The following is a 13,035-nucleotide window of genomic DNA, read 5'->3' on the forward strand; positions in this document are numbered from 1 at the left end:
GCTACCTTGCTAAACTCATTTAAACTTTCGCTACAATACATTCTGCCGAAACTATGGCTCACTCGCCTGGCGGGCTGGGGCGCGAGCAAACGAGCGGGATGGCTGACGAAGCTGGCTATCGATCTGTTCGTGAAGGTCTACAAGGTCGATATGAAAGAGGCGCAGAAGCCGGATACCGCAAGCTATCGCACGTTTAATGATTTCTTCGTGCGTCCGCTGCGGGACGAGGTGCGTCCGCTGAATACTGACCCGAACGTGCTGGTCATGCCAGCAGACGGGGTGATCAGCCAGTTAGGCAAGATTGAAGAAGATAAAATCCTGCAGGCCAAAGGCCATAACTACAGCCTGGAAGCCTTACTGGCGGGCAACTATCTGATGGCGGATCTGTTCCGCAACGGTTCGTTTGTCACCACCTACCTGTCGCCGCGCGATTACCACCGTGTGCACATGCCCTGTAACGGGATCCTGCGCGAGATGATCTACGTGCCGGGCGATCTGTTCTCGGTAAATCACCTGACCGCGCAAAACGTGCCGAATCTGTTCGCCCGAAATGAACGTGTTATCTGCCTGTTCGACACCGAATTTGGTCCAATGGCGCAAATTCTGGTGGGGGCTACGATCGTCGGCAGCATCGAAACCGTCTGGGCCGGAACGATCACTCCGCCGCGTGAAGGCGTGATTAAACGCTGGACCTGGCCTGCCGGAGAGAGCGAAGGTTCCGTGGCATTGCTGAAAGGCCAGGAGATGGGCCGCTTCAAGCTCGGCTCCACCGTCATCAACCTGTTTGCGCCAGGTAAAGTGAATCTGGTTGAGTCGCTGGAAAGCCTGTCAGTGACTAAAATTGGTCAGCCGCTGGCGATCTCAACCGAGACGTTCGTGGCGCCCGTTGATGCTGAACCTGCCCCACTGCCGGAAGAAGAAATCAAAGCCGAACATGATGCCAGCCCGCTGGTAGACGACAAAAAAGACGAAACCTGAAACTGACACCCCATCATTCAGGAGCATTGACGCAACCTGAATGATGGCGTGGAGAGGAAACGCTGCTGTGCGCCTGATAATCACATTTCTGATGGCCTGGTGCCTCAGCCTGGGGGCATACGCCGCGACAGCCCCCGACGCCAAACACATTACCCAGGAACTGGAGCAGGCGAAAGCGGCAAAACCCGCCCAACCGGAAGCCGTTGAGGCGCTGCAGGCGGCGTTGAATGCGCTTGAGGAGCGTAAAGGCTCTCTCGAGCGCGCTCAGCAGTATCAACAAGTCATTGATAATTTCCCCAAAATGTCCGCCTCGCTGCGGGCACAACTCACCAACCTGCGCGATGAACCCCGCACCGTTCCGCCTGGCTTGTCCACCGATGCGCTAAACCAGGAGATCCTCCAGGTCAGCAGCCAGTTGCTGGAGAAAAGCCGCCAGGCCCAGCAGGAACAGGAACGCGCGCGCGAAATCGCTGACTCATTGAGCCAGCTTCCGCAGCAGCAAACCGATGCCCGCCGCCAGCTTAACGAGATCGAACGCCGCATTGGCACAGCAACGGGTAATACGCCCGTCAGCCAGGCGCAAAATTACAGTATGCAGGCCGACTCAGCGCGGCTGAAGGCGCTGGTCGACGAACTGGAGCTGGCGCAGCTTTCCGCCAATAATCGTCAGGAGCTGGCGCGGTTGCGCGCGGAACTGGCGCAAAAGCAGAGCCAGCAGCTTGATGCTTATCTGCAGGCATTACGAAATCAACTTAACAGCCAGCGCCAGCGTGAAGCAGAACGCGCGCTGGAGAGCACCGAACTGCTGGCGGAAAACAGCGCGGATCTGCCGCCGGATATCGTTGCGCAATTTAAGGTGAACCGTGAGCTGTCTGCGGCGCTGAACCAGCAGGCGCAGCGGATGGATCTGGTCGCCTCTCAGCAGCGTCAGGCCGCCAGTCAGACCCAACAGGTTCGCCAGGCGTTGACGACGCTACGGGAACAGTCGCAGTGGCTCGGCTCTTCCAACCTGCTGGGCGAAGCCCTGCGCGCGCAGGTGGCGCGGCTGCCGGAGATGCCAAAGCCGCAGCAGTTGGATACCGAAATGGCGCAGCTGCGCGTTCAGCGTCTGCGCTACGAAGATCAGCTCAATAAACAGCCCCAGCTTCGCCAACTGCATCAGGCAGACGGACAGCCGCTTACCGCCGAACAAAATCGCATTCTGGAAGCCCAACTGCGAACCCAGCGCGAGCTGCTGAATTCGCTGCTCCAGGGCGGCGACACGCTGATACTCGAACTGACCAAGCTGAAGGTGTCCAATAGCCAGCTTGAAGACGCCCTGAAAGAGGTCAACGAGGCGACCCACCGCTATCTTTTCTGGACCTCCGACGTGCGCCCTCTGTCGTTCTCCTGGCCAATCGATATTGTCCAGGATCTGCGCCGTCTGATATCGCTCGACACCGTCAGCCAACTGGGCAAAGCCAGCCTGATGATGTTAACCAGCCGGGAAACGCTGTTACCGCTGTTCGGCGCGCTGATTCTGGTGGGCTTTAGCATTTATTCGCGTCGCCACTTTACCCGGTTTCTCGAACGTTCCGCCGCCAAAGTCGGCAAAGTGACCCAGGACCACTTCTGGCTGACGCTGCGCACCGTGTTCTGGTCGATACTGGTGGCCTCGCCGTTGCCGGTGCTGTGGATGACGCTAGGCTACGGTCTGCGCGAAGCCTGGCCGTATCCGCTGGCGGTCGCGATAGGCGACGGCGTCACGGCGACTGTGCCGCTGCTGTGGGTCGTGATGATCTGCGCGACCTTTGCCCGCCCGAATGGTCTGTTTATCGCCCACTTTGGCTGGCCACGCCAGCGCGTCACGCGGGCGATGCGGTATTACCTGATGAGTATCGGTCTGATTGTGCCGCTGATTATGGCGCTGATTATGTTTGATAACCTGAATGACCGGGAATTTTCCGGCTCGTTGGGGCGCCTGTGCTTTATATTGATTTGCGGCGCGCTGGCGCTGGTGACGTTGAGTCTGAAAAAGGCCGGGATCCCGCTTTATCTCGATAAAGAAGGCAACGGCGACAATATGGTCAACAGTATGCTGTGGAACATGATGATCGGCGCGCCGCTGCTGGCGATTCTGGCGGCGGCGGTGGGCTATCTCGCCACCGCACAGGCGCTGCTGGCGCGGCTGGAAACCTCCGTCGCTATCTGGTTCCTGCTGCTGGTGATTTATCACGTCATTCGCCGCTGGATGCTGATCCAGCGGCGGAGGCTGGCCTTTGACCGCGCGAAGCACCGTCGGGCGGAAATGCTGGCGCAGCGTGCCCGTGGCGAAGAAGAACCGGCCCATTCCACCAGCCTTGAAGGCACCGTTGACATCGATGAAAGCGAAGTCGATCTCGATGCCATCAGTACCCAGTCATTACGTCTGGTGCGTTCTATCCTGATGCTGATCGCCTTGCTGTCGGTGATTGTATTGTGGTCGGAGATCCATTCCGCGTTCGGCTTCCTGGAAAATATCTCGCTCTGGGATGTCACCTCCACGGTGCAGGGCGTCGAAAGCCTCGAGCCAATCACGCTGGGCGCGGTGCTGATTGCGATTCTGGTGTTTATCATCACCACGCAACTGGTGCGTAATCTTCCCGCACTGCTGGAGCTGGCGCTGTTACAGCATCTCGATCTGACGCCAGGCACCGGCTACGCCATTACCACCATAACCAAATACCTGCTGATGCTGATCGGCGGGCTGGTCGGCTTCTCGATGATTGGTATCGAATGGTCAAAACTGCAATGGCTGGTCGCGGCGCTCGGTGTGGGTCTTGGCTTTGGCTTGCAGGAGATCTTCGCAAACTTTATCTCGGGTCTGATTATCCTGTTTGAAAAGCCAATTCGTATTGGCGATACGGTGACGATCCGCGATCTGACTGGCAGCGTGACGAAGATTAACACCCGCGCGACCACCATCAGCGACTGGGATCGTAAAGAGATTATCGTGCCGAACAAAGCGTTTATTACTGAGCAGTTTATCAACTGGTCGCTGTCCGACTCGGTAACCCGCGTGGTGCTCACCGTTCCGGCCCCTTCTGACGCTAACAGCGAAGAGGTCACCCAGATCCTCTACACGGCGGCGGAGCGTTGTTCGCTGGTGATTGATAACCCGCCGCCGGAAGTCTTTCTGGTTGACCTGCAACAGGGGATTCAGATCTTTGAATTGCGCATCTATGCTGCGGAAATGGGCCACAGAATGCCGCTACGCCATGAAATCCACCAGTTGATTCTGGCGGGCTTCCAGGAGCACGGTATAGATTTGCCGTTCCCACCGTTCCAGATGCGTCTGGAAAGTCTTAACGGCAAGAAAACGGCCAGAACGTTAACCTCAGCCGGACGCGGTAGCCGCCCGGCAGGAAGTTTGTAAAGCAGGTGTAGGCCTGATAAGGCGAAGCCGCCATCAGGTCTACAGCCGTTCTGTTTATTCCAACGCCCACTGCGGCTGATTTGCCAACCGGCGGCTATAGTTCTGATAAATCGTTATTGCCAGCAGTGAAAAGAATACCGGTCCGCCGGTCATCCACAGCGCGCTGTTCCAGTCTCCGGCCTCGATCACTGGCTGGACGATCGTGAAAACGTTGGCAAACGTCACCACCAGCACCACCACACCCGTCGCGGCCAGCGTCGATGTTCTGGTTTTGAAAATCACAAACGGTCTTTCCAGCTCAGTTCGCGCCTTAAAGAACGGGAACGCCAGCGCGAGGAACAGGTACGGCAGGGTCATTGAGACATTCGCCATTAGCGTCAGCTTGTTATAAAACGCCGAGGCGGTGTCGCCGCCAAACGAGACCAACAGAATAAACAGGCACACCAGCAGACACTGCATCCACATCGCCGTTGCCGGCATCCCGACGGCGTTGAGTCTTGTCATTGGCGCAGGCCATAACGCTTTCGGCGTTCCCTGTATGATCGCTTTCAACGGTGAATAACTCAGCGTGAAGAACGCGCCGGTGTAGGCGAGGAACATCGACAGACCGGTAATGCGCGCAAACCAGACGCCCAGGGTTATCGCTGCTTCCGGCGACAGATGTAACGCATTGCCCAGCGTCATCCCAAGGCTTTTCATCAGGATATAGGTAATATTTCCGAGGTTCACGGCGCTATTACTGAGTACCTGCTGCCAGTTGGTGCTAACACCCCATAAAAATATCGCCAGCGAATAGCCGACGGAAATAACCATCGCCGCAAATACGATGCCTTTCGCAAAGTTCTTTTCCGGTTTTTCGGTTTTATCTACCAGCCCGCCGACCGCTTCAATACCGCCATAGGCAAATATCGCGAACACCACAAATGACAGCATTGCCAGGCCAGACTGATAGCCCGTGTTCGGCGAGGCGGTGAAATTAATCTCCTCGGCGAAATGTCCGCCGTTTAATAACAGAATGGCGATGCTCACCAGCAGCAGAACCGCATTCAGGCACATCACCGCAATGCCGCCAACCGCCGTAACGCGAGCAATTTTATTAATCCCCCGCGCGGCCACGCCGGTGACCATAATCATCCACGCCACGGCAAGCAGCCCTACGACCTGCGTGGGTTCAAGCCCGCCGATGCGCCAGTGTTGGGTCATATCCGCGCCGAACACAAAGGTGGAAAATGGCACCCACACCTTCGCCGCAGTACTCACCATCCAGATGACGTAAGATGAAAACCACATGAACGTGCCAATAAAAGCATAGCGCGGTCCAACGCTGTTATTCATCCAGGAATAGATTCCGCCCTCCTCTTTTCGGTAAGCGGAACCCATTTCAGCCATCATTAATGCAAATGGAATAAAGAATAATAATGCAGAAAATATATACCATGGGATTGCGCTATAACCCATTAAGTAAAAAGCGGAAGGGCTATTTGCAAATCCAAAAACGGAAGTAAAAATCATCAGGATGAGACCTGTCAGGCTCATCTTTTTTATTGTCTGGCTCATGAAACCATCCCTCACTCTGAGCGCGTTGAGTAAACCGCGCTCACTGAATCGCACCGCTCTCTATTGCGGAGAGCGGCAAGTGAAATCAACACAGGATTGATACCTGAATGGTAACAAATGACCAGTATTAAAATGTGGCTTTTAGAGGGAAATTGAAAATTTGTGCTACAAAATGGCGCGTATGACACCATTTTGTAGGGAAAACAAGAACACTATGCGCGGTCGACGGTAAAGGCAATCACTTCTGCAAGGCTTTCTGCCCCCAGCGCCAGCATCACCAGGCGATCCACGCCCAACGCGACGCCGGAACAGTCCGGCATCCCAACTTTGAGCGCGTCGAGCAGGTTATTGTCGATCGGCTGCTGTGGTAAGCCACGGGCGGCACGCTTACGGTTATCCTGTTCAAAACGCTGCTGCTGTTCGCGCGCGTCCGTCAGTTCGTGGAAACCATTCGCCAGTTCAATACCTTTGTAGTAGACCTCAAAGCGTTCCGCCACGCGGTGATCTTCCGTGCTGATTTGCGCCAGCGATGCCTGGCTTGCCGGAAAATGGTACACAAACGTCGGCTTTTCCTTACCGATGTGCGGCTCGACGCCCATTGTGAACAACAGTTGCAACAGCGTATCGCGATCCTCTTCGGTATCGGCAATATTGCTCAGGTCCAGCTTCGCTGCGACTTCTCGCAGTTGCGTCTTATCCGCGGAGAGCGGGTCGATCTCCAGATGACGCAGGAATGCCTGCTGATAAGAAAGGCTCTCCGCCGCCGGGCATTCCAGCACCTGTTGCAGCAGATCGTCCACTTCGTTCATCAGCCGGTACATGTCGTAATGGGGACGGTACCACTCCAGCATGGTGAATTCCGGGTTGTGATGGCGCCCCATCTCTTCATTACGGAAGCTACGACAAAGCTGGAAGACCGGACCACAGCCTGCCACCAGCAGACGTTTCATGTGGTATTCCGGACTGGTCATTAAATAGAGGTTCATCCCCTGGGAGTGACCGGGGCCGACGAAACGCGTCTCGAACGGGAACAGATGAATGTCTGTGACCGTCGCCTGGCTCATGCAGGGCGTCTCTACCTCCAGCACGCCGCGATCGGCGAAAAAACGACGAATTTCCGTCATAATTGCCGCGCGTTTTAACAGGTTAGGTATGGACGCGCTCGGCTGCCAGGTTGCCGTTTCGCTCATGGTTCTTTCTCCAGTTTAAGACAAGGGCACGAAGTCTACTCGTAACGCGCCAATGAAACAAATTTTGCGCAGGAATAATAAAGCGGGGCTACCGGGTTAAAAAAGCGTACAACGATGGTTTAGTAATTAAATTAATCAAATTCAATGATAATTCCCCCCTCTGACGCGCTAAAAAAATCGAACACGTCAAATTTCGTGCACATCGCAATGACTATACTGTTGTACCTATAAAGGAGCAGTGGAAACGCATTCACGTCCCGTATGATTCAGGGTCTTTATCTGAAAATGCGAGGTCGTGAAATTACAACAATCTGGAGGAATGTCGTGCAAACCTTTCAAGCCGATCTTGCCATTATAGGCGCCGGTGGCGCGGGATTACGTGCTGCAATTGCTGCCGCGCAGGCAAATCCTAACGCAAAAATCGCACTGATCTCAAAAGTGTACCCCATGCGCAGCCACACCGTTGCTGCCGAAGGGGGCTCAGCCGCAGTCGCCCAGGATCATGACAGCTTCGACTATCATTTTCATGATACCGTAGCGGGCGGAGACTGGCTGTGTGAACAGGATGTCGTGGACTACTTTGTCCATCACTGTCCGACCGAAATGACCCAACTGGAGCAATGGGGCTGCCCATGGAGCCGTCGTCCGGACGGTAGCGTCAACGTCCGTCGCTTCGGCGGGATGAAAATCGAGCGTACCTGGTTTGCCGCGGATAAAACCGGCTTCCATATGCTGCACACCCTGTTCCAGACCTCCCTGCAGTTCCCACAAATCCAACGTTTTGACGAACATTTTGTTCTGGATATCCTGGTTGATGAGGGACACGCTCGCGGCCTGGTCGCGATGAACATGATGGAAGGCACATTAGTGCAGATCCGCGCGAACGCGGTGGTGATGGCGACCGGCGGCGCAGGCCGTGTGTATCGTTACAACACCAACGGCGGCATCGTGACCGGCGACGGCATGGGCATGGCGCTGAGCCACGGCGTTCCGCTGCGTGATATGGAATTCGTTCAGTATCACCCGACCGGTCTGCCAGGTTCCGGTATTCTGATGACCGAAGGTTGCCGTGGTGAAGGCGGTATCCTGGTCAACAAAAACGGCTACCGCTATCTGCAGGACTACGGTATGGGTCCGGAAACCCCGCTGGGCGAGCCGAAAAACAAATACATGGAACTGGGCCCGCGCGACAAAGTTTCTCAGGCCTTCTGGCACGAATGGCGTAAAGGCAACACCATTTCAACCCCGCGCGGCGATGTGGTTCACCTCGACCTGCGTCATCTGGGCGAGAAGAAACTGCTCGAACGTCTGCCGTTTATCTGCGAACTGGCGAAAGCCTACGTGGGCGTCGATCCAGTGAAAGAGCCGATTCCGGTTCGTCCAACCGCGCACTACACCATGGGCGGTATCGAAACCGATCAGAACTGCGAAACCCGCATTAAAGGTCTGTTTGCCGTCGGCGAATGTTCTTCCGTTGGTCTGCACGGCGCTAACCGCCTGGGCTCTAACTCGCTGGCCGAGCTGGTGGTCTTTGGTCGTCTGGCGGGCGAGCAGGCGATGGAGCGCGCGTCGACCGCAGACACCGCTAATGACGCCGCGCTGAACGCACAGGTTGCGGACGTTGAAAAACGCCTGAAAGACCTGGTTAACCAGGAAGGTAATGAAAACTGGGCGAAGATCCGCGACGAAATGGGTCTGTCCATGGAAGAAGGTTGCGGCATCTACCGTACGCCGGAACTGATGCAGAAAACCGTGGACAAGCTGGCCGAGTTGCAGGAACGCTTCAAACGCGTGCGCATTACCGACAACTCCAGCGTGTTCAACACCGACCTGCTTTACACGATCGAACTGGGTCACGGTCTGAACGTGGCAGAATGTATGGCGCACTCCGCGCTGGCACGTAAGGAATCACGCGGCGCGCACCAGCGTCTGGATGAAGGCTGCACCGAGCGTGACGACGTCAACTTCCTCAAACATACTCTCGCCTTCCGCGATGCTGATGGCACGACTCGCCTTGATTATAGCGACGTGAAAATCACCACGCTGCCGCCTGCGAAACGCGTTTACGGTGCGGAAGCGGAAGCAGCCGATAAGAAGGAGAAGGCGTAATGGCTGAGATGAAAAACCTGAAAGTTGAGGTGGTGCGCTACAACCCTGAAACCGACACCGCGCCGCACAGTGCTTTCTACGAAGTGCCCTATGATGAAACCACCTCACTGCTGGATGCGCTGGGCTATATCAAAGATAACCTGGCGCCGGACCTGAGCTACCGCTGGTCCTGCCGTATGGCGATCTGCGGTTCCTGCGGCATGATGGTGAACAACGTACCGAAACTGGCGTGCAAAACCTTCCTGCGTGATTACACCAACGGCATCAAGGTGGAAGCGCTGGGCAACTTCCCGATCGAACGCGATCTGGTCGTCGATATGACGCACTTTATTGAAAGTCTGGAGGCGATCAAGCCGTACATCATCGGCAATCCGCGCACCACGGATCAAGGACCGAACGTCCAGACCCCGGCACAGATGGCGAAGTATCACCAGTTTTCTGGTTGCATCAACTGTGGTCTGTGCTATGCCGCCTGCCCGCAGTTCGGCCTGAACCCTGAGTTCATCGGTCCGGCGGCGATTACGCTGGCGCATCGTTACAACGAAGACAGCCGCGACCACGGTAAGAAGGAGCGTATGGCGCAGTTGAACAGTCAGAATGGCGTATGGAGCTGTACTTTTGTGGGCTATTGCTCCGAAGTCTGTCCGAAACACGTCGATCCGGCTGCGGCCATTCAGCAGGGTAAAGTGGAAAGCTCGAAAGACTTTCTTATCGCCACCCTGAAACCACGCTAAGGAGTGCAACATGACGACTAAACGCAAACCCTATGTGCGGCCGATGACGTCCACCTGGTGGAAAAAACTGCCGTTTTATCGCTTTTACATGCTGCGCGAAGGCACCGCCGTTCCGGCAGTGTGGTTCAGTATTGAGCTGATTTTCGGTCTGTTCGCGCTCAAGCATGGCGTGGAATCCTGGGCAGGCTTCGTAGGCTTCCTGCAAAACCCGGTGGTGGTGATCCTCAACCTGATCGCCCTGGCGGCAGCGCTGCTGCACACCAAAACCTGGTTTGAGCTGGCGCCGAAAGCCGCCAACATTATCGTAAAAGATGAAAAAATGGGGCCAGAGCCGATCATTAAAGGTCTCTGGGTGGTTACTGCGGTCGTGACCGTAGTCATACTGTTTGTTGCCCTGTTCTGGTAAGGAGTCCGGGATGATTAATCCAAACCCAAAACGTTCTGACGAACCGGTATTCTGGGGTCTGTTTGGCGCAGGCGGTATGTGGAGCGCGATCATCGCGCCGGTAATGGTTCTGCTGGTGGGTATTTTGCTGCCGCTGGGTCTGTTCCCGGGCGATGCCCTGAGCTTTGAGCGCGTACTGGCGTTTGCCCAGAGCTTCATTGGTCGTGCGTTTCTGTTCCTGATGATCGTCCTGCCGCTGTGGTGTGGTTTACACCGCATGCACCATGCAATGCATGATCTGAAAATCCACGTGCCGGCTGGCAAGTGGGTCTTCTACGGTCTGGCGGCTATTCTGACGGTTGTCACCGCTATCGGGATTGTCAGCATCTAAATCCTCTGCCCTCTTGTCAGCCTGATAAGAGGGCAATTTTTTCTCCCTTCTGCCGCTATTTTCCCGCCAGGTTCTACACTTAAGTAAAAACCGCTTAAGGAAGACCTATGCGCCTGCTCCCCGTCGTTGCCGCTGTCACCGCGGCTTTCCTGGTCGTCTCCTGCAGTAATCCAACACCACCACGCGGCGTCACGGTGGTCACAAACTTCGACGCGAAACGTTACCTCGGCAGTTGGTATGAGATAGCTCGTTTCGATCACCGCTTTGAACGTGGTTTGGAAAAAGTGACGGCAACCTACAGTCAGCGCGACGACGGCGGTCTTAACGTCGTCAATAAAGGCTATAACCCGGACAGAGGCCGATGGCAGCAGACGGAAGGAAAAGCCTATTTTACTGGCGATCCCAGCCGCGCGGCGCTGAAAGTCTCTTTCTTCGGACCGTTCTACGGCGGATATAACGTTATCGCGCTCGACAGAGAGTATCGCCACGCGCTGGTTTGCGGTCCGGATCGCGACTACCTGTGGATACTCTCACGCACCCCGACCATTTCCGATGAAATGAAGCAGCAGATGCTGGCCGTCGCGACCCGGCAAGGTTTTGATGTCAGTAAATTAATTTGGGTGAAGCAACCCGGCGCTTAATGGGTGCTCAGCTTCAGGCCAATAATCCCAACGACTATCAGCGCCAGGCTGGCGAGACGCATCGGGTTGGCTGACTCTCCCAGCAGCACAATACCGGTAATGGCGGCCCCGACGGCGCCGATTCCGGTCCACACGGCATAGGCGGTACCGACGGGCAGCGTTTTCATCGCCCAGGCGAGAAGCGCCATACTGACAATCATCGCGGCGATGGTGATGACGCTCGGCGTCAGGCGACTGAATCCGTGAGTGTATTTCAGGCCAACCGCCCAAACCACTTCAAGCAGACCCGCAATTAACAAGATTATCCAGGACATATCAGGCTCCGTAGAAATGGGGCCGTCCCCGATGAAAGACGCGTTTGCAGGTCGTCCTGCAACGCGATGAGTAGAAAAATAATTTTGCCTGAGCGGGGATAAATTTCAACTTTTTTCTCTTTTGCCCGCTAAAGCGTCGAATTAGGCGCATTTCGAAGCGCATTTTACGCATTCAGCACTGATCGGACTTCTCTATGATGGGACGCTTTCTGAAGTCAGGAAGCCACTAGCCTTACTTCTGAATGCGAAAACGTTATGTTGAAAATACTCGTGATTGACCGTTGCCACTTTACCCGTTCCGGGATCGAGGCGTGGCTTAATCGTTCTGAATTCTTTAATCATTCATTTCTGGTCTCCGGGCTTAACAACCTGCTGTTGGTGAAGGAGCATATCCAGCAGTGGAAACCGCACCTGGTGATCGCCGATCTTTATGGCTTTCTGAATGATGCGCGTTCTGTTCAGTACATTGCGCCGTTTGTTCTCGCCTGCGGTAGCAGCCCACTCATTTTGCTGGAGTCTGGCGGTCTGGCGGAAACCCAGCGCTACCCGGTTTATGCCGCGTTGTCGAAGCAGGTTGCTCTGCCGGAACTGGCGGAAAATATTCACAATGCGTTGCTCAGCGGTTCCGTCGCAGAAGCGCCTGGCAATGCTTCGCCCTTACTGACGCCGCAGGAAGAAAAGGTACTGACGATGTGGATGGAAGGGGCAAGTAATAACGCCATCGCCTGTGCGCTCAGCATTCACGCAAAGACGGTCTATACCTATAAGCGCAATATCCGTATGAAGCTACACATGGACAATCGCTTTTCACCTTTTCTGGCGCTTTCCGAAATGAAAAGTTAACGGCACGACAGGGTTGCCGTACCGTTTACGCTGTTACTGCTGAGCTCTTGTCGCCGCGCCGGAAATAGCATCGCCGCCGTCAGAAATATCCTGACCAACGCCTCGCGTGGTATTACAGGCAGTCAACACGGAGGAAAGCACTAACACTGAAAAGATCGCTGCAATTGTTTTCTTAACCATAACGTCTTCCTTTTCTAGCCAATGTTATTTGAGTATTGCTACTTAATCATAGACAAGATCCGGAAAAATGACGGAACAGAGACAATTTTTAGGAAGACGAGAAAAAATTAGCTGGCGGCGTTCGAAATGGAGTTGCCGAGATGTTTCATGTCCTCACCAAAGCCCCGTGCGGTATTGCAGCCCGCCAGCAACGATGTGGTGAAAAGAATCAGTGTTACAAGACCGAGAAGACGTTTCATCATTCCTGCCCTGGAAAACAGTGGTGCAGCGAAAGGGCTGCACCAAATTTATGCTGATCCACACCATCCTTCAGGATGAG

At 55.2% G+C, this 13,035-nt stretch carries 13 protein-coding genes; 8 read left to right on the forward strand and 5 right to left on the reverse strand.

The window, feature by feature from the left end; genetic code table 11:
* Positions 1–6 precede the first annotated feature (6 nt).
* Together asd and mscM are read left to right on the forward strand one after the other, a co-directional pair.
* Positions 7–978, forward strand: a complete 972-nt coding sequence (asd, locus tag CSE01S_RS14110) for an archaetidylserine decarboxylase (protein ID WP_042289619.1) — start codon at positions 7–9, stop codon at positions 976–978.
* Between the two features lie 67 nt (positions 979–1,045).
* Positions 1,046–4,372: a miniconductance mechanosensitive channel MscM gene (gene mscM / locus CSE01S_RS14115; RefSeq protein WP_042289621.1), complete on the forward strand. Its 3,327-nt coding sequence runs from the start codon at positions 1,046–1,048 to the stop codon at positions 4,370–4,372.
* A gap of 54 nt (positions 4,373–4,426) precedes the next feature.
* Here the strand turns inward: mscM and yjeM are convergent, their stop codons facing one another.
* The gene (gene yjeM, locus CSE01S_RS14120; RefSeq protein ID WP_042289624.1) at positions 4,427–5,929 is read right to left on the reverse strand and encodes a glutamate/gamma-aminobutyrate family transporter YjeM; all 1,503 of its coding nucleotides are present in this window, start codon (positions 5,927–5,929) and stop codon (positions 4,427–4,429) included.
* A 212-nt stretch (positions 5,930–6,141) separates the two neighbouring features.
* Positions 6,142–7,119: an elongation factor P--(R)-beta-lysine ligase gene (epmA, locus tag CSE01S_RS14125; RefSeq protein WP_042289625.1), complete on the reverse strand. Its 978-nt coding sequence runs from the start codon at positions 7,117–7,119 to the stop codon at positions 6,142–6,144.
* Between the two features lie 324 nt (positions 7,120–7,443).
* On the opposite strand from epmA, the gene frdA reads away from it, so the two are divergent.
* The 5 genes from frdA to CSE01S_RS14150 all read left to right on the forward strand — a co-directional run bounded on the left by frdA (position 7,444) and on the right by CSE01S_RS14150 (position 11,379).
* On the forward strand, positions 7,444–9,228 hold the full coding sequence (gene frdA, locus CSE01S_RS14130; RefSeq protein ID WP_042289775.1) for a fumarate reductase (quinol) flavoprotein subunit: 1,785 nt from the start codon (positions 7,444–7,446) through the stop codon (positions 9,226–9,228).
* Positions 9,228–9,962 carry a fumarate reductase iron-sulfur protein gene (gene frdB / locus CSE01S_RS14135; RefSeq protein ID WP_042289627.1) on the forward strand — a complete coding sequence of 245 codons (735 nt, stop codon included), beginning with the start codon at positions 9,228–9,230 and terminating at the stop codon, positions 9,960–9,962. The genes frdA and frdB overlap by 1 nt, the downstream gene beginning before the upstream one ends.
* A gap of 10 nt (positions 9,963–9,972) precedes the next feature.
* Complete coding sequence (gene frdC / locus CSE01S_RS14140) at positions 9,973–10,368, forward strand: fumarate reductase subunit FrdC (RefSeq protein ID WP_042289631.1); 396 nt, start codon at positions 9,973–9,975, stop codon at positions 10,366–10,368.
* A gap of 10 nt (positions 10,369–10,378) precedes the next feature.
* Positions 10,379–10,738 (forward strand): fumarate reductase subunit FrdD, encoded by a 360-nt coding sequence (gene frdD, locus CSE01S_RS14145; RefSeq protein ID WP_042289633.1) that lies wholly within the window; start codon positions 10,379–10,381, stop codon positions 10,736–10,738.
* Between the two features lie 107 nt (positions 10,739–10,845).
* On the forward strand, positions 10,846–11,379 hold the full coding sequence (locus CSE01S_RS14150) for a lipocalin family protein (RefSeq protein WP_042289635.1): 534 nt from the start codon (positions 10,846–10,848) through the stop codon (positions 11,377–11,379).
* On the opposite strand, the gene sugE is transcribed toward CSE01S_RS14150, so the two are convergent.
* Positions 11,376–11,693: a quaternary ammonium compound efflux SMR transporter SugE gene (sugE, locus tag CSE01S_RS14155; RefSeq protein ID WP_042289637.1), complete on the reverse strand. Its 318-nt coding sequence runs from the start codon at positions 11,691–11,693 to the stop codon at positions 11,376–11,378. The genes CSE01S_RS14150 and sugE overlap by 4 nt on opposite strands.
* A 255-nt stretch (positions 11,694–11,948) precedes the next feature.
* Here sugE and CSE01S_RS14160 point away from each other — a divergent pair, with 255 nt between their 5' ends.
* On the forward strand, positions 11,949–12,536 hold the full coding sequence (locus tag CSE01S_RS14160) for a LuxR C-terminal-related transcriptional regulator (RefSeq protein WP_042289640.1): 588 nt from the start codon (positions 11,949–11,951) through the stop codon (positions 12,534–12,536).
* A 33-nt stretch (positions 12,537–12,569) separates the two neighbouring features.
* Here the strand turns inward: CSE01S_RS14160 and ecnB are convergent, their stop codons facing one another.
* A complete protein-coding gene (gene ecnB, locus CSE01S_RS14165) occupies positions 12,570–12,716 on the reverse strand; it encodes a lipoprotein toxin entericidin B (protein WP_042289642.1) in 147 nt (48 codons plus the stop codon).
* Positions 12,717–12,823: 107 nt separating this feature from the next.
* A complete protein-coding gene (locus tag CSE01S_RS14170; RefSeq protein ID WP_042289643.1) occupies positions 12,824–12,958 on the reverse strand; it encodes an entericidin A/B family lipoprotein in 135 nt (44 codons plus the stop codon).
* Between the last annotated feature and the right edge of the window lie 77 nt (positions 12,959–13,035).

This window comes from Citrobacter sedlakii NBRC 105722, assembly GCF_000759835.1.
GTDB classification, from domain to species: domain Bacteria; phylum Pseudomonadota; class Gammaproteobacteria; order Enterobacterales; family Enterobacteriaceae; genus Citrobacter_A; species Citrobacter_A sedlakii.

Excerpts from the sequence above, each read along its gene's own strand:
- yjeM (WP_042289624.1), bottom strand. The coding sequence starts at position 5,929 with ATGAGCCAGACAATAAAAAAGATGAGCCTGACAGGTCTCATCCTGATG.
- epmA (WP_042289625.1), bottom strand. The coding sequence starts at position 7,119 with ATGAGCGAAACGGCAACCTGGCAGCCGAGCGCGTCCATACCTAACCTG.
- frdB (WP_042289627.1), top strand. The coding sequence starts at position 9,228 with ATGGCTGAGATGAAAAACCTGAAAGTTGAGGTGGTGCGCTACAACCCT.
- frdC (WP_042289631.1), top strand. The coding sequence starts at position 9,973 with ATGACGACTAAACGCAAACCCTATGTGCGGCCGATGACGTCCACCTGG.
- frdD (WP_042289633.1), top strand. The coding sequence starts at position 10,379 with ATGATTAATCCAAACCCAAAACGTTCTGACGAACCGGTATTCTGGGGT.
- CSE01S_RS14150 (WP_042289635.1), top strand. The coding sequence starts at position 10,846 with ATGCGCCTGCTCCCCGTCGTTGCCGCTGTCACCGCGGCTTTCCTGGTC.
- sugE (WP_042289637.1), bottom strand. The coding sequence starts at position 11,693 with ATGTCCTGGATAATCTTGTTAATTGCGGGTCTGCTTGAAGTGGTTTGG.
- CSE01S_RS14160 (WP_042289640.1), top strand. The coding sequence starts at position 11,949 with ATGTTGAAAATACTCGTGATTGACCGTTGCCACTTTACCCGTTCCGGG.
- ecnB (WP_042289642.1), bottom strand. The coding sequence starts at position 12,716 with ATGGTTAAGAAAACAATTGCAGCGATCTTTTCAGTGTTAGTGCTTTCC.
- CSE01S_RS14170 (WP_042289643.1), bottom strand. The coding sequence starts at position 12,958 with ATGATGAAACGTCTTCTCGGTCTTGTAACACTGATTCTTTTCACCACA.